This is a genomic window from Phormidesmis priestleyi ULC007 (assembly GCF_001895925.1).
GTDB lineage: Bacteria > Cyanobacteriota > Cyanobacteriia > Leptolyngbyales > Leptolyngbyaceae > Phormidesmis_A > Phormidesmis_A priestleyi_A.
Window position 1 is genome coordinate 43,322 of sequence record NZ_MPPI01000028.1, and the last position, 14,726, is coordinate 58,047.

General features: G+C 49.9%; 14 protein-coding genes. 9 read left to right on the top strand and 5 right to left on the bottom strand.

The genetic code is table 11. From position 1 onward, the window contains the following. Window positions 1-34: 34 nt before the first annotated feature. Window positions 35-313: a DUF2584 family protein gene (locus BRW63_RS19385; RefSeq protein WP_219898636.1), complete on the top strand. Its 279-nt coding sequence runs from the start codon at window positions 35-37 to the stop codon at window positions 311-313. Here the strand turns inward: BRW63_RS19385 and BRW63_RS19390 are convergent. The 3 genes from BRW63_RS19390 to cysS all read right to left on the bottom strand — a co-directional run bounded on the left by BRW63_RS19390 (window position 310) and on the right by cysS (window position 4,796). Further along, the gene (locus BRW63_RS19390) at window positions 310-1,653 is read right to left on the bottom strand and encodes a TldD/PmbA family protein (RefSeq protein ID WP_073074046.1); all 1,344 of its coding nucleotides are present in this window, start codon (window positions 1,651-1,653) and stop codon (window positions 310-312) included. The genes BRW63_RS19385 and BRW63_RS19390 overlap by 4 nt on opposite strands. Then, window positions 1,650-3,089, bottom strand: coding sequence for a TldD/PmbA family protein (locus tag BRW63_RS19395; protein ID WP_073074047.1), 1,440 nt, complete (start codon window positions 3,087-3,089; stop codon window positions 1,650-1,652). The genes BRW63_RS19390 and BRW63_RS19395 overlap by 4 nt, the downstream gene beginning before the upstream one ends. Window positions 3,090-3,323: 234 nt before the next feature. Further along, window positions 3,324-4,796, bottom strand: coding sequence for a cysteine--tRNA ligase (gene cysS / locus BRW63_RS19400; RefSeq protein ID WP_073074049.1), 1,473 nt, complete (start codon window positions 4,794-4,796; stop codon window positions 3,324-3,326). Window positions 4,797-4,946: 150 nt separating this feature from the next. On the opposite strand from cysS, the gene BRW63_RS19405 reads away from it, so the two are divergent. Together BRW63_RS19405 and BRW63_RS19410 are read left to right on the top strand one after the other, a co-directional pair. Further along, window positions 4,947-6,071 carry a CobW family GTP-binding protein gene (locus BRW63_RS19405; protein WP_073074050.1) on the top strand — a complete coding sequence of 375 codons (1,125 nt, stop codon included), beginning with the start codon at window positions 4,947-4,949 and terminating at the stop codon, window positions 6,069-6,071. Further along, complete coding sequence (locus BRW63_RS19410; protein ID WP_219898637.1) at window positions 6,061-6,339, top strand: (2Fe-2S) ferredoxin domain-containing protein; 279 nt, start codon at window positions 6,061-6,063, stop codon at window positions 6,337-6,339. Before BRW63_RS19405 ends, BRW63_RS19410 begins: the two co-directional genes overlap by 11 nt. 149 nt (window positions 6,340-6,488) lie before the next feature. On the opposite strand, the gene BRW63_RS19415 is transcribed toward BRW63_RS19410, so the two are convergent. Continuing rightward, complete coding sequence (locus BRW63_RS19415) at window positions 6,489-7,325, bottom strand: M56 family metallopeptidase (protein WP_073074054.1); 837 nt, start codon at window positions 7,323-7,325, stop codon at window positions 6,489-6,491. Further along, the gene (locus tag BRW63_RS19420; RefSeq protein ID WP_073074056.1) at window positions 7,322-7,741 is read right to left on the bottom strand and encodes a BlaI/MecI/CopY family transcriptional regulator; all 420 of its coding nucleotides are present in this window, start codon (window positions 7,739-7,741) and stop codon (window positions 7,322-7,324) included. The genes BRW63_RS19415 and BRW63_RS19420 overlap by 4 nt, the downstream gene beginning before the upstream one ends. 474 nt (window positions 7,742-8,215) lie before the next feature. Between BRW63_RS19420 and petJ the strand changes: the two genes are divergently transcribed. From petJ to BRW63_RS19445, 6 genes are all read left to right on the top strand, one after another. After that, window positions 8,216-8,575 (top strand): cytochrome c6 PetJ, encoded by a 360-nt coding sequence (gene petJ / locus BRW63_RS19425; protein WP_073074071.1) that lies wholly within the window; start codon window positions 8,216-8,218, stop codon window positions 8,573-8,575. 93 nt (window positions 8,576-8,668) lie between these two features. Beyond that, window positions 8,669-8,911, top strand: coding sequence for a hypothetical protein (locus tag BRW63_RS19430; protein ID WP_073074057.1), 243 nt, complete (start codon window positions 8,669-8,671; stop codon window positions 8,909-8,911). Between the two features lie 67 nt (window positions 8,912-8,978). Continuing rightward, the gene (gene arsS / locus BRW63_RS19435) at window positions 8,979-10,049 is read left to right on the top strand and encodes an arsenosugar biosynthesis radical SAM (seleno)protein ArsS (RefSeq protein ID WP_073074073.1); all 1,071 of its coding nucleotides are present in this window, start codon (window positions 8,979-8,981) and stop codon (window positions 10,047-10,049) included. Window positions 10,050-10,136: 87 nt separating this feature from the next. Further along, window positions 10,137-11,489, top strand: coding sequence for an aminopeptidase P family protein (locus BRW63_RS19440; RefSeq protein WP_244913232.1), 1,353 nt, complete (start codon window positions 10,137-10,139; stop codon window positions 11,487-11,489). Between the two features lie 428 nt (window positions 11,490-11,917). Further along, entirely contained in the window at window positions 11,918-12,043 is a 126-nt protein-coding gene (locus tag BRW63_RS27295; RefSeq protein WP_083583089.1) for a ribbon-helix-helix protein, CopG family, read from the top strand. 351 nt (window positions 12,044-12,394) lie between these two features. Then, window positions 12,395-14,659, top strand: coding sequence for a GAF domain-containing protein (locus BRW63_RS19445; protein WP_223257438.1), 2,265 nt, complete (start codon window positions 12,395-12,397; stop codon window positions 14,657-14,659). Window positions 14,660-14,726: the final 67 nt, after the last annotated feature.

Here is a 14,726-nt window from a genome sequence, read left to right on the forward strand (position 1 = left end):
ATCAATTGCAACCGGAAAACATCAACTTTATTTTATGGAGTCTTTTATGGGAATGCCGTGTCAAGTCAACAGCATTTTAAAGCTGAATTCGTCGCAGGGATATCCATCTAAATTGGAGTTAAACACAACTCATCAGGTTAAGAAATCAGAATATCGAATCATTCCGATCGACGTTCCCATTCCATTAGTCGATCAACATTGGGTGGCTTATGCCGATGTGACGATCGCCAAACTCACTTGGCAAAATGGCGAAACGCACATCACCTTTAGCATTAGTCGCATTTATGAGCAGCCGTTTCTAAGCAAGTCTTAAAGCGTATACGTGAAGTCATTCACAATCATTCCGGGAACCCAAGTGCCGCCGAGATTGCGATTTTCATAAGTGCCCACATCAGGAATAAATTCCTGGAAGTTGGTCAATGCTGCCAGGTTTTCGCCCCAAAATTGATAGAAGCTGTCATCAAACCGCAGATTCTCGATCGGGGCCACAATCTCGCCCTCTTCAACCCAAAAACAGGCATAGCGAGTCATGCCCGTAATCCGCCCAGTGGGGCGATCGCTCCAGTTCAAATAGTGCAGATTTGAAAGATATAAGCCCGTTCCTAATGTTGCCAAAATCTGCTCACTCGACAACTCACCAGGCGCAATTTCGGGCGATCGCAATGTCTCTCCTTGATCTGCGCCATTGGCAACCAGCTTATATTCCTTTGCAGTTTGAGAAGAGATGAGCATATTTACTAGTTCGCCTTCTTCGACGATCGACAGATCTAACGGGGCAACTTCGCCTAACTCGTTAAATCGAGGCACTAACCCATGTCGAAAGTTTTCGCGCAGGGTGAATTTAGGCGAGAGTTTCTTTTCTCCGCGTCGCATCGCGCCCAAACAACTGCCGCCCTGTTGAAAAGATGACTCACTCACACCACCCCAAGACAGCATATAAACCAGTTCAGCGATCGCGGCAGGTGCCAAATAAGTGCGATAGCTTCCCCGGCTGATCGATTTTGGCGGTTGGCTGAGGCGATCGAGTTGCTGTCTTGAGGTCTGAATTTTAGTCGCGTAGGCAGACTGATCCCAGCGATCGCCCGCAAACGTGCCTTTAACCGCTTGACCATCTGGGGTAAATAGCGAGTAATCTAGCGAAAAAGACTCCGTTGCGAACCAGTGTTTTTGCCCAACCGAATCGGCATAGGCTCGAATCATTAATCCGGCTGCATAAAGGCCTGTGAAATCCAAATCAGCAACCACAGGCAGCAAGGTTGGCACCACTTCATCGATCGTCAAAAGCTGTCCCGTATAAATTTCCTGGCTGGTCGCATTGCCAGACGGCAGCACCAAATAAGGGTTGACCGGAAGTTGAGACACGTCTTTTCGCAGCGCCTCTAAAGCGGTTTTGGCTCTGGGTCGATCGATCTCCAAGTCTCCAGTAAAAGGAAACTGATGATCGCTACTGCGCTGATCTCGCATCAGTGTTAGAGACAAACTGCCATCGTTAACTGATCCGGTTTGGCGAACTTTGGCGTGATTAAATCGCGTAAATTGGCTTTGCTCACTATTCAGGCTGAGGGTGAAATGTTCGTCAGGTTTAAGCTGATCGGCGATCGTCTCCACCAATTGATCAAAGCTGCTTTCTAAGAAACTCACGGTTTTCGTCATGCCCCACCTCCAAACACTTCAACATTGGCAAACACCGCTATAGGTGAGCCGTGCCCGACTCGAATGGCCTGATTGGGTTCGCCTTTGCCGCAAAACGGCGTGCCATACATCTGCCAGGTGGAGCGATCGCCCACTTTGATCAGGCTGCCCCAAAACTCTGGCGTGACTCCTCGATAATTGGGATTTCGCACGGTTTTAGTCAGTTTGCCCTGCTCAATCAACCTGCCATATTCGCAACTGAACTGGAATTTATGACGCTGATCATCGATCGACCAAGAGCGATTCGCTTCCATAAAAATGCCGCGATCGACGCTGGTGATCGTCTCCTCAAAACTACCGCTTCCGGGTTCGAGATTCAGATTGCCCATGCGGTCGATCGGCGGTCGATTCCACGACGAGGCTCTGGTGCTGGCGACTCCCAAAACTCCAGCTCTGGCTTGACTTTCGAGACTGCCCACACCGCGCATTAAGGTGCCTTCTTTGATCAAATATTCACGAGTTGCCGGAGTGCCTGTGTCGTCAAAGCGGTAGCTGGCAAACTCTCCCGGCACAGTTGGGTCAAAAGTGATATTCATCAACGGTGAACCGTAAACCCGCTTACCAAAATCTTCTAGCTTGATGAAACTGCCGCCTGCATAGTTGCGCTCATCACCTAAAATTCGGTCTAGCTCTAGCGGATGCCCTACACTTTCGTGAATTTGCAACAGCATTTGATCAGGCGCTAACACCAATGTGGTCGTTTCGGTCGGACATTCTTCTGCGGTCAGCAACTCGATCGCTTGGTCGCCAATCTGTTTAACTCGCTGCCACAGGTCAGGCGTAACCAAATGTTCAATACCGCCTTGATAGCAGTGAGCCAACCCACCGTTGTTCGATCGCCGCTGCACGATCGCGCCTTCTTGAGCTGTCGCAGAATAATCGGTGCTAATCATCCAAAATTTTTGGTGCGCCTCAGACCCATTGCTGCTGACAAACCAGGTTTCGGTTTCGGTGACGATCGCCGTTGCACTCGTTTGAACGATCTGATCAGAAACTTTCAGAGTTTGACAAATCTTGGTCAGAATTTCGCTAATCTCACCGGGAGTCAGCGCGTCAAACGGCTTGAGAATCGGCGAAGTGTAGTCTTCAACCACTTTGGGACGAGCGGATAGCGGCGTTGGGTGAATGTTCCATTCGCTGGCAGCGATCGCTTGACGTTGAGCCGTTAATGCTGCCGCCTGAACGCTTTCTAAAGTCAGCAAATTGGTCGCGGCATAGCCAATTTGACCGTTCACCAACACTTCGACCATAATGCCCTGGGTGGTCGTGGTGCGATTATATTCGGGGATGCCATCCCGAACGGTGCGATGGGTAGAGGCTTCCTGAGTGGCTCTTAGCCCAATCCAGTCGGCTGAGACGTTGAGGGCTGAGAGCAAGTTTGACAATTCAACAATCATGATTAACGCTCGGAGAAGTCATGAACATTTTTCGGCTTTGCTGAACGATGGGATGAATTCGCCCCCTAGCCCCCAATTCTAGGGGAACCGGACATTCAAAGTCCCCCAGAATGGGGGATTTAGGGGGCGTTCCGAGGATAGCGCGATCAATGATTCATCCCGCTATCCAGCAACGCCCATTTTGCCTCTGCGGATGAGTTCTACCACAGGGGAACAATTGACGCAGTTTCTAGTCTAACTTCGATGCCAAAGGGTTTCACCCCCCGGTTTGTCAATTAGCGTAATTCCCTGAGCTTGCAGCTCGTTGCGAATGCGATCGGCTTCAGCAAAGTTTTTGACGATCTTCGCGTCTCGTCGTCGCTGAATTTCGGTTTCGATCGCAGCATCCGACAACCCATTTGTTGAGGTGGGATCTTCTGGTTTGGCTTCTAAGCCCAGAACTTGGGCGAGTTCTATTAGCGTTTGCCACTGCTGCTTTAAAGTGTCGGGTGGTGCATCAGTTTTGCCTTGATGAACGAGCAGATTGCCTTCGCGCTGCAATGCTTTGGCAATTTCAAATAAGACCGCCAACCCACTAGAGGTGTTGAAGTCGTCATCCATTGCGGTCTGGAACTGCTCTAAAATAGACGTTTGCGCGTCTTCTCGATCGTGCCACTCCAAACGATCGCCATATTCATAACCAAACAAAAGTCCTTCTTTAAGGGTGTTCCAGCCGTTTTGAGCCGCAGTCAGCGCCTCGTCAGTGAAGTCGATCGGCTTGCGATAGCTGGCTCCTAGCACAAACAGCCGAATCACCATCGGGTCAATGCCTTTACGATCGAGCAAGTCGCGAATCGTGGTGAAGTTGCCAAGCGATTTTGACATCTTTTCGCCGCCCACATTCACCATGCCGTTATGCATCCAATAGCGAGAGAGAGGCTTGCCCGTCACCGCTTCTGATTGAGCAATCTCATTTTCGTGGTGCGGAAAGATCAGATCATTGCCCCCAGCATGAATATCGATCGTGTCACCGAGCCGTTTGCCACTGGCATCTGCGAAGCACTCGCGCACCATTGCCGAGCATTCAATGTGCCACCCCGGACGACCCGCTCCCCAAGGCGACTCCCAGGCAGGTTCATCAGGTTTGGCTGACTTCCACAGCGCAAAATCAGCCGGATCTCTTTTTTGCGGCTGGTTTGCTTCGTGTGTGGCTTCAACTCGTCCACTCGCCCCGGTCTGCATCTCGTCTAGCTTTTGCCCAGACAGTTTGCCATAGCCCGGAAAACTGCGAACCGAGTAGTAAACATCTCCCGCAGTGGGGTAGGCATTTCCGTTTTGCTCTAATTCGTGAATGAGGCGTTTGATGCCGTCGATCGTATGCGTCGCACGGGGATATTCATCTGCCTCCATGACGTTTAGCCGCGCCATATCCTCAAAATATGCCTGAATATAAAATTCGGCGACGGCTTCCATTGAGGTGCCTTCTTGCCGCGCTCGATTCAGAATCTTGTCATCAATGTCGGTAAAGTTTTGCACATAGCGCACGTTATAGCCGCGCCACTTGAGATAGCGACGCACCGTATCCCACACAATGCAAGCCCTGGCGTGCCCCAAATGGCAATAGTCATAGACCGTTACGCCGCAATAATACATCTGCACCTGATGGGGATCGATCGGGTCAAAGACTTCTTTGCGACGAGTCAGGGTGTTATAAAGCGTTAAGGGCATAGGGGTCAGGGTTGAAATGGGTCGATTGTCTGCGAGTGCTCATCATACAATCGTAGATCAGCAATAATAGGAAAGAGCGATCGGGAATTTGACAGAAATCATTCTGGCTCTCGACCGTCTTCATTTTTTGATGTTTCTAGCAAGCGCGTTATGCAAACAGCAGCCACCTCTTCTACATCAGCAATGGATGTCCCTAAACATGGGCTTCCCGTTACCATCATTACAGGCTTTTTGGGTAGCGGCAAAACCACGCTTTTAAATCACATTTTGACCAATCAGCAGGGAGTGAAAACTGCCGTGTTGGTGAATGAGTTTGGCGAAATTGGCATCGATAATGAACTGATCATCAAAACCGATGACGACAACATGGTCGAACTCAGCAACGGCTGTATCTGCTGCACCATTAATAATGATCTGGTAGAAGCCGTCTATAAAGTCTTAGAGCGGCAAGACTCGATCGATTACCTCGTCGTCGAGACTACCGGATTGGCAGATCCGTTGCCTGTCGCAATGACGTTCTTAGGCACCGAACTGCGCGACATGACTCGACTCGACTCGATCATCACCGTGGTTGACTCAGAAAACTTCAGCTTAGATTTGTTTAACAGCGAAGCGGCTTATAGTCAGATCGCCTACGGAGATATCATTCTCCTCAACAAAGCAGATCTCGTTGATGAAGCCGATCTTGACTCGCTAGAAGTACGAATTCGAGATATCAAAGAAGGCGCAAGAATTTTGCGAACCGTCAAGGGACAAGCACCTCTGGCAGCCCTTCTGAGTGTGGGATTGTTTGAGTCAGATAAATACTTTGCTGAAGAAGCTGAGAAGTCCGATCATCACGATCACGCCCACGCCCACGCCCCCGAACATGAGGATCATTCTGCTTGCGATCACGATCATGGCAAGTGTGAACACGATCACGATCATGACCACCATCACCACTCAAATCACTTAGAGAATGACGGCTTTACGTCGGTTTCTTTTGAGAGCGATCGTCCCTTCAACATTCGCAAGTTTCAACACTTTTTAGACAATCAGTTGCCGACGAATGTGTTTCGCGCTAAAGGCATTCTCTGGTTTGATGAAAGCCCCAAGCGTCACATTTTTCACTTGAGCGGCAAGCGGTTCTCGCTCGATGATGATCAGTGGGTCAGCACGCCTAAAAATCAACTGGTGCTGATCGGGCAGGGTTTAGATCATGAAGCCTTGCGATCGCAGGTAGAAAGCTGTCTCACTGTCCCCTCTGTCAGTCGCGGAAAAGGATTTGGAAAATAAAGTTGAAGTTTTAGTTTGCCAGTATCAAAGCTGCCTCGCAAATGGATCAGCCGAGGTGCTGGCTTATTTCTTGGCGAACCCGGTCGATAACGTGACTGTCATCGGCAGCGAATGTCAAGGACAGTGCAATATGGGCGCAACCGTGCGAGTGTTGCCCGACGAAGTTTGGTATTGTCGAGTCAAGCCTGAACACGTGGCTGCGATCGTCGAGCAACATCTCAAACAAGGCAACCCAGTGCCAGCACTTTTGCATCCTCGATTTCACTAAGTAGCTGAATAGAAGACCCTCATCCCTTCTCTCTAGTCTTAAGATACAAGGGCTAGAATTCTTGTCCCCTCGCCTTTGGGAGAGGGTGAGGGTAAGGGCGAGTCTAGCAACTCATGTCACCATTCTGCAATGCCGATTTAAATGATCGGTTAACTGTGGAAGGGAATCACGATCAAAGGCAGCAAGACTAACAGCAGCCACCACGATTGCCCCCCCAAGCTGGATGACTCTGGTTCTAAAAGCGCATTGATTCGCTCATTGAGACGGTTTCTAACAACAGCACTGCTAAACGAAGCACAAAAGTTTTCAGGCTGAATTTGAGGAGCGCTGACGACCGAGAGCAGGGCTTCGGCGAGGAGTAAACTATCGACGTGTTGAGCCGCCCAGCGATCGGCTCTCAGTTCTCGCAAGATCAGTAGTTCTTGCCATAGCGCTTCCGTTTGAGGGAGCCAGGCGGTAAGACGGCGCAACCAACCGAGCCAAAAAAACCAGAAGGTATCGCGGTAATGAAGATGCCCTTGTTCATGAACCAAGACGACTTCGAGATGGGCAGAGTCGAGCGATTGCAACAACCCCTGGCTGACGACTAGCTCTGGTTGCCAGAAGCCAATTTGCGCTACATAGGGAGTCGAAATTTCAATCAGTCGAGTGGTTTTGCCGTGCATCTCTAGCTGGGGGTAGCGTCGAACTTGATGGAGCGATCGCTGCGCCTCGATCGTTAAGCTCAACCCTAAAACGATCGCAGCCGCTAGAAACGAGATCGCGATCGCATAGCTGCCCCAGCCTTCCCACCAGAGAGCCATGTGCAGGCACGGACCCATGTAGGCGAGGGCGAGAGCGGTGTTGCACAACAACAATGGGGAGAAGAGGAACCAGCCCAAGGTGCGATGCCAACGATCGCTCCAGCCGCCTGTGGGAATGGTTGCGGTTTGACGAATGCCCCAGGCAAATGTCAATGCTAATAAGAGCATGATTAAGTGCGTCATTGTTCCTCCCGTGATTTGCGGATGGCTTGCAATCGTTGAGCGATCGCTTCTAGTTGTTCGACGCTGGCTTGATCGAGGCTATCGGCAAAAGCAGCGACGACATCGGGGTTGCCAACGGCTAAAAACTGATTGAGTTGTTCGTAAGCTTGCAGGGCGTTGGCTTCGGCTTTGGAGACTAGGGGTTTCCATGAAAAGCTGCGCTCTTGTTTATCGCAGACGAGCCAGCCTTTTTTGGTGAGACGGTTTAAGACTGTGGTCACAGACGTATAGGCCAACTCACGATCGGGATCGGCAAGAATCCGATCGTGAATCTCTTTCACCGTTGCGCCTTTTAGTTCCCAAACAATGTGCAAAATCTCTGATTCTAAAGGGCCGAGAGAAAGCTGTTTTGGACGGTGATTAGGTAGAGAAACCATATCTCCCAAGTGTAAAACTACGGGCGTTGTCGAATAGTAAAGATGATTGAGGTAGGAGCAATCCCCCTGTGGTTGCCCTCCGTCAGAGGTAGGCAACGTCAGTCTGGGGTAGGTACGGGGGCGCTACCCCTACTATTTATTCAGCAGCACCAAACTACGCTTTATTAGAATATCTGAGATTGGGGATCTGCGGAGGTTGAATCACAAGGGATTTTTGTTGACGATCGTTCACTCAACACCGCTCCTAATCTTTGAGTATTTCGTAAGTTTGACAGCCTGTCTTTTGACGATAGGAAATGAGCAAGACAAAATACTGATAACTGAATCACAGCACATCTTCAGAGAGGTGCGTGACCAGCAACAAGTTTCATATCCTCCCGATTTCTCTTGCAGGAAATTTGGGGGATATCTCTGTGTGGAAATATCTTCTAGAGTCAATTTACAAATGATACGGTTATGAAGAAATTAATGTCGATGAGAACCCTACTCGCAACGGTTTTGATGATGATTGCATCACTGACTTTCATGGTTGCTCAACCTGCTTGGGCAGATGCAGATCTGGTGACAGGTGCGAAAGTTTTTTCTGCAAACTGCGCTTCTTGTCATATTGGTGGCAAAAATGTTATAAACGCTCCCAAAACGCTCAAAAAGGAAGCACTGGCCAAGTACGCAATGAACAGCAGCGAGGCGATCGTCACTCAGGTGACTAATGGCAAAGGTGCCATGCCTAAGTTTAAAGGTCGCTTGACTGATGACCAAATTCAGTCGGTTGCGGCTTATAGCGGTTCCCGCATGAATGAAGTACATCAGATCCTTACTGCACAGGCATTATAGATGCGATGCCGTACCTCACTCTAGTGAAAACTGCTATATGTGCTCGATCAGTCTGAGAAAGGTTGGTAAGTCAAACTCTTTTAAAGTAAAGCGATGAATCTCTTCAGAATTTTCTGGATCACTGTGTTTGCGATCGCCTGCTGGCTTCCTGTCACCCCGACCGATGCAACGCTGTCCGTGGATGCCCATGCTTTGTTTAAGGTGGGAGTTGAGCAAGCCCAAACGGAACGTTTTCGAGATGCGATCGAGACTTTTCATCAAGTGATCCAGAAAGATTCTGAGTTTTCGGCGGCTTATAGCAATCGCTGTTTTTCTTACATTCAGAGAATAGGATGACTAACCAATCACTTGAATGATGAAACTTTCTGATCCGATCGCGCCCTCCGATTCAAGTCGTCAACAAATGGCACCTAAACCTACGTCTCTTTTCAAACGGCACTCGCCCTTATCGTTTCCTCAGTATCAACACGATGTTTTAGCGGCTGTCGATCTCGCACAAACACCTCACGAGGGAGATTTTGCCCAGACACTCGCGGCAAATCATTGGCAGAAACTCACGCCAGCTAAGTTAGAAATTTTTCAAATTAACATTGGCAAATTGTGCAACATGAGTTGTCGTCACTGCCACGTTGACGCAGGGCCCGATCGCACTCAAGAAAACATGAATCGAGAGACGATCGATCTGTGTCTTCACGCACTCGATCTGACCGAAGCCCACACGGTGGATATTACGGGAGGCGCACCAGAGTTAAATCCTCATTTTCGCTATTTGGTCGATCAGTGTGTGGGACGAGGAAAGCACGTCATCGATCGCTGCAACCTCACCGTTTTGCTGCTGCCTCGCATGGAGGATTTGCCCCAGTGGTTAGCCGATCGAAGAGTCGAAATCGTCTGCTCTCTGCCTCACTATCGTCAGCGCAACACCGACGCTCAACGCGGTGACGGGACGTTTGAGAAGTCGATCGAGGCACTGCATCGGCTTAATGCGGTGGGTTATGGGCAAGGGAATCCTCACCGTCAATTAACTTTGATGAGCAATCCAGTTGGGGCATTTTTGGCGAGTGGTCAGGCGAAATTGGAAGACGAGTGGAAAGCGGGGCTGCAAAAAAATTATGGGATTAGCTTCGATCGCCTAATTACCCTCAACAATATGCCGATTTCTCGCTATCTTGAATGGCTAGAGCAGTCAGGCAATTTGCAGCAGTATATGGAACTGTTGGTGAATTCATTCAATCCAGCGACGGTGGCGGGTTTGATGTGCCGCAACACGATCTCAATCTCGTGGGATGGCCGATTGTATGATTGCGATTTTAATCAAATGCTGGAGTTGGAATGTCAGGGGTCTGATGCTCAACCGATGCACCTGCGAGACTTTGATCCGACTTGGTTGGCGAAGCGGGAGATTGTCACCGATCGTCACTGTTTTGGCTGCACAGCCGGGGCAGGAAGTTCTTGCGGAGGAGCGTTAGATTAAGGATCATGGATAATATTAATATGGGTTACTTACAGTGGCAATGGGCACGGCAGTGCCATGTCCCTACATCTCTCATTCTCGTCGCCTATGTTGCCCGCAACGCTCAAACTTCGTCGCCAAAAACTTGCTGATTTGATCGAGGTGCCCGTGATTCTCTGGTCGGGGGGCAGTTCTTCGCGTAACTTCCCGGCAAATGTTTTTCCATTTCGGGCGAGTAGTCATTTTCTTTATTTTGCGGGGTTGCCGTTAGAAAATGCGGCGATTCGATTAGAGTCTGGCAAGTTGACGCTGTTTTTAGATGAGTCAAGTCAAGCCAGTGCGCTTTGGCACGGGGCTTCACCTACACGAGACGAAATCGCGACGAAGATCGGGGCTGATGCTGCTTATCCACTGTCGGCGCTTAAAGATCAGGTGCTTGACGCGGCAACGGTTGCAGTTCAAGACAGCCAAACTCGGTTGGAACAGACTCGACTGCTCGATCGTCCAATTTCTAACTATCCGAGCGACATTGATTTAAAGCTGGCTAACGCGATCGTGACGTTGCGCTTGACTCATGACGACGCGGCGATCGCGGAAATTCGCAAAGCGATCGCGGTCACGGTCAAAGCCCATCAAGCCGGGATGTCAGCCACGCCAAACGCCACCGTTGAAGCCGAAGTTAGAGCGGCAATGGAGGGCGTGATTATGGCGAATGGAATGACCTGCGCCTATGGCAGCATCGTCACTGTTCATGGCGAAGTGTTGCACAACGATCGCTATCATCATCCCTTGCGCTCAACTGATCTGCTTTTAGCCGATGTCGGGGCTGAAACTGCTACAGGTTGGGCATCTGATGTGACTCGAACTTGGGCAACCTCCGGTAAATTCTCTCCGACGCAGCGCGATTTGTATAATGTCGTGCTTGCGGCTCACGATGCTTGTATTGCTGCCATTCGCTCCGGTGTGGAGTATCGAGAGATTCACTTGCTAGCAGGTCACACGATCGCCGCTGGGCTGGTCGATTTAGGAATTTTGCGCGGTCAACCTGCCGATCTGGTCGAACGAGATGCTCATGCGCTCTTCTTTCCTCATGGAGTCGGACACATTTTAGGGTTAGATGTCCACGATATGGAAGACTTGGGCGACCTAGCAGGCTATGCTCCCAGCAGAACTCGCAGTCAGCGTTTTGGCTTGGGCTATTTGCGGCTCGATCGTCCGTTGCAATCTGGCATGGTGGTGACGATCGAGCCAGGTTTCTATCAGGTTCCTGCCATTCTGCAAGACTCAGAGCGCCGTGAAAAATATCGCGATGTCGTCAACTGGGAGCGGTTGGCAGACTTCAGCGATGTGCGCGGCATTCGGATCGAAGATGATGTGCTGGTGACAGAGAGCGGCTCAGAAGTTTTGACGGCAGCATTACCGACGAGTGTAGATGCGATCGAGCAATGGGTTCGGTCTTAAATGGCTCTGTAATTTTGGCAGAAGCTGGTGCGATCGTGCCACCCGACGCAAGGTTTCGGTTTAGAAAATCCTTGCTTTGACACTCCTCGACCTGAAGGTACGAGGATTCTTGGCTCACCGAGACCACTTAACCTAGATTCCTTGCGTCGTCTAGCCCAGAGGTGGGACTCTCCCCAAGCGTTAATTCGGGTATGCCCTACCCTATTTGCGCCATCGCAAGTCCTGTTTAGTTCTGAAGCGTATGCCTCAAAAAAACTGATTCGTCTAGTCCCTACAAATCTTTTACCTACTGCCAGGAGGAAACTAGAACAATGCAGTAGAACCGCATAGATTTGATTGTCAAGGTTCAGAATGTCTTTCGACAACAAGGTTTTTTAAGTGGTTGATTACCTTTCCACTATACTCAGTGTATCACATTGGTACACAAGATGGTTGAAAAACAATTGCACGTTAGAGTCCCAGAACAAGAGATGAAAACGCTTGAGCGCTATGCCAAGAAAACAAGACGAACTAAGACGGACATTGTGCGCGAGTTTTTGCGTTTATTGCCTTGAGAGAGTGGCGCTATCGCGCCGTTGCTCTACATCCCCGTCTGAAGGAGCGGGGCTTTCCGCAAAATTTCGGTAAATTTTCCGTTACCTGTAGGGGTAGTGCCCCCGTGCCTACCCAAATCTTTGGGCTTCTAAAGGTTAAGAAAAATAGATAAATCAAAACTTATTTTAAGCTATGTGAATTTCTCAACAAAGTTATTGATAATACTTACAGGACTAGATCGAGGCTTCAGTGTGTTCCAGAAAATCCCTGCTGGAACTCCAGATCCGCCGTCAGAAGCAGAGAGAATCACCTTCCATTAGTTATTTATGTTTCCCGGTCACTCCTCGACTTCCCCTTCTGCGCTATCAGATGTGTTTCCGTTGATCCTGCATCGCATGATCAACCGAATTCGTCAATCGTTAGAATTGTCGGAAATTTTAGATGCCACCGTCACCGAAGTCAGAGCCTTTTTGCAGACCGATCGCGTCAAGATCTACCGATTTTATGAAGATGGCAGTGGTGAAGTTGTTGCAGAAGCCATTCACGATCGCCAACTGCCCTCGCTGTTAGGTCACAACTTTCCAGCCGAAGACATCCCACCCGAAGCGCGAGAATTATTTCTAAAAGTCAGACTGCGATCGATTGTAGATGTCGAAGCTCGACAGATCGGAACTAGCACTCTCGAAGATCGCGCCAATGGTGAGGTTTGGGCAAGCGATTTGCAGTTTCGCCCCGTCGATCCTTGTCATATTGACTATCTAACTGAGATGGGCGTGAAATCGTCTTTAGTCGTGCCGATTCTCGATCGCGACACGCTCTGGGGGCTGCTAGTGTCTCACCATCACCAACCGCGCCTCCTCAGCAAACAGACGCTGCAAGTCGTGCAAGTCGTTGCCGATCAAGTGTCGATCGCGATCGCGCAGGCAAAAACGCTTCAGCAAAGCCGTCAACGGGCTGCCCATGAAACCACCCTCAATCAAGTCGTGTCTCTGCTGCATTCGTTTCCAGAAATGCAGCTACAGCAGGCATTAGAACAGGTTGTAACTGCATTACAAGGCTCTGGCGGTCGGTTGTATACTGCGTCTCAACAGCTTTTTGTCTGCGGAGAGCAGCCACTCCTTAAAATTGGCGGCAGTCTTGATCCAACAGCCGGACGCATCGAAACCGATCCCGATTGGCAAACTTGGCTGGAAATGGAAGAGGCTCTCGAATCGGGCGGATGGGCAATCGCCGACTTGCAGCGATCGATGATGCCTTCAGAGTTAGCGATCGCCTTTTTCGCGGCAAACGTGCGGAGTTTGTTGGTGATTCCGTTGCAATATCGCCAGGAGGCATTGGGATATCTGAGCATTTTCCGCCCCGCGATCGACCTTGAGCGAATCTGGGCAGGACGGCTTGACGATCGCGATCCTCGACAACTGCGTCCGCGACGATCGTTTGAAACCTGGCAAGAATTGAAACACGAGCAAGCACAGCCCTGGGCCACTGCCGATATTGAACTCGCACAGACGTTGGGCAGACATTTTGCAATGGCGATTCATCAGCGCGGACTCTATCACCAAGTCCGCGACCTAAATGCTCACCTCAAGCGCGACATTCAAAAGCAGCAGCAAGCGGAACGAAGAATTTCTGCTCTCAATGCCCAGCTAGAGCAGCGCGTGTCAGAACGAACCCGCGAGCTACAGCAAGCAAATGCTGACCTGCTGCGAGAAATCGCTCAACGAGAATGTGTTTTGCAGGAACGCCAACGGGCAGAAGCCTCGCTTGCACGTCTCAGCCACCAAAACGAACTGATTCTTAATGCCGCAGGCGACGGCATTTATGGGCTAGATTCCCAGGGCAACATTAGCTTTGTGAATGCTGCCGCCGCGAAAATGTTAGGGTTTGAAGTCAACGAGTTAATCGGTCAGTGGATGCACACTCGCTTAAACTATTCCCAACCCGACGGCACGCCTTATTTAGCGGCGGAAAGCCCTATTTACGCCACGCTGCGCGATGGCACCGTGCAAGATAAAACAGGCGATTTATTTCAGCGATGCGATGGCTCGACCTTTCCAGTAGAATATGTCAGCAGCCCAATTCGAGAGCAGGCGCAGATTGTGGGAGCCGTGATCGTTTTTAGAGATATTACCGATCGCCAAATCATCGAGCAGATGAAAGATGAATTTGTCTCGATCGTCAGTCACGAGTTAAGAACGCCGTTGACTTCGATTCGTAGCACTCTAGGCTTACTGTCAAGCGGATGGCTCGATCACTATCCCGAAAAAAGTCGGCGAATGCTAGAAATTGCTTTCTCTAATACGAACAGATTAGTGAGATTAATCAGTGATATTCTCGATATCGAACGGATTAAATTCGGCAAAGTGACAGCAGAGAAAAAACTCTGCAACGCTGCTGACATCATGACTCAATCCGGTGACGCGATGCGAGCAATGGCAGAAAAAGCAGGCATTCATTTATCCGTGACCCCTGTTTCTGTCGAATTGTATGCTGACCCCGATCGCTTAATTCAAACCTTAACGAATCTGATCAACAACGCGATTAAGTTCTCGCCCGCAGGTTCGACCGTATCGCTGACTGCCACCCTTAGAGGGTGTTTTAAAAGTCAGGTGAAGCGTAAAAAAGCTCTCCGGTAATACGCTGTAAATACAACAACTACAGCACCGAGAGAGCAACATGAGTAAATCCTATCCCAGCAATCTG

What these genes read in the sequence shown, in the direction of transcription:
- BRW63_RS19385 (WP_219898636.1), top strand. Translation starts at nt 35, where the DNA reads ATGGAGTCTTTTATGGGAATGCCGTGTCAAGTCAACAGCATTTTAAAG.
- BRW63_RS19390 (WP_073074046.1), bottom strand. Translation starts at nt 1,653, where the DNA reads ATGACGAAAACCGTGAGTTTCTTAGAAAGCAGCTTTGATCAATTGGTG.
- BRW63_RS19395 (WP_073074047.1), bottom strand. Translation starts at nt 3,089, where the DNA reads ATGATTGTTGAATTGTCAAACTTGCTCTCAGCCCTCAACGTCTCAGCC.
- cysS (WP_073074049.1), bottom strand. Translation starts at nt 4,796, where the DNA reads ATGCCCTTAACGCTTTATAACACCCTGACTCGTCGCAAAGAAGTCTTT.
- BRW63_RS19405 (WP_073074050.1), top strand. Translation starts at nt 4,947, where the DNA reads ATGCAAACAGCAGCCACCTCTTCTACATCAGCAATGGATGTCCCTAAA.
- BRW63_RS19415 (WP_073074054.1), bottom strand. Translation starts at nt 7,325, where the DNA reads ATGACGCACTTAATCATGCTCTTATTAGCATTGACATTTGCCTGGGGC.
- BRW63_RS19420 (WP_073074056.1), bottom strand. Translation starts at nt 7,741, where the DNA reads ATGGTTTCTCTACCTAATCACCGTCCAAAACAGCTTTCTCTCGGCCCT.
- petJ (WP_073074071.1), top strand. Translation starts at nt 8,216, where the DNA reads ATGAGAACCCTACTCGCAACGGTTTTGATGATGATTGCATCACTGACT.
- BRW63_RS19430 (WP_073074057.1), top strand. Translation starts at nt 8,669, where the DNA reads ATGAATCTCTTCAGAATTTTCTGGATCACTGTGTTTGCGATCGCCTGC.
- arsS (WP_073074073.1), top strand. Translation starts at nt 8,979, where the DNA reads ATGGCACCTAAACCTACGTCTCTTTTCAAACGGCACTCGCCCTTATCG.
- BRW63_RS19440 (WP_244913232.1), top strand. Translation starts at nt 10,137, where the DNA reads ATGTTGCCCGCAACGCTCAAACTTCGTCGCCAAAAACTTGCTGATTTG.
- BRW63_RS27295 (WP_083583089.1), top strand. Translation starts at nt 11,918, where the DNA reads ATGGTTGAAAAACAATTGCACGTTAGAGTCCCAGAACAAGAGATGAAA.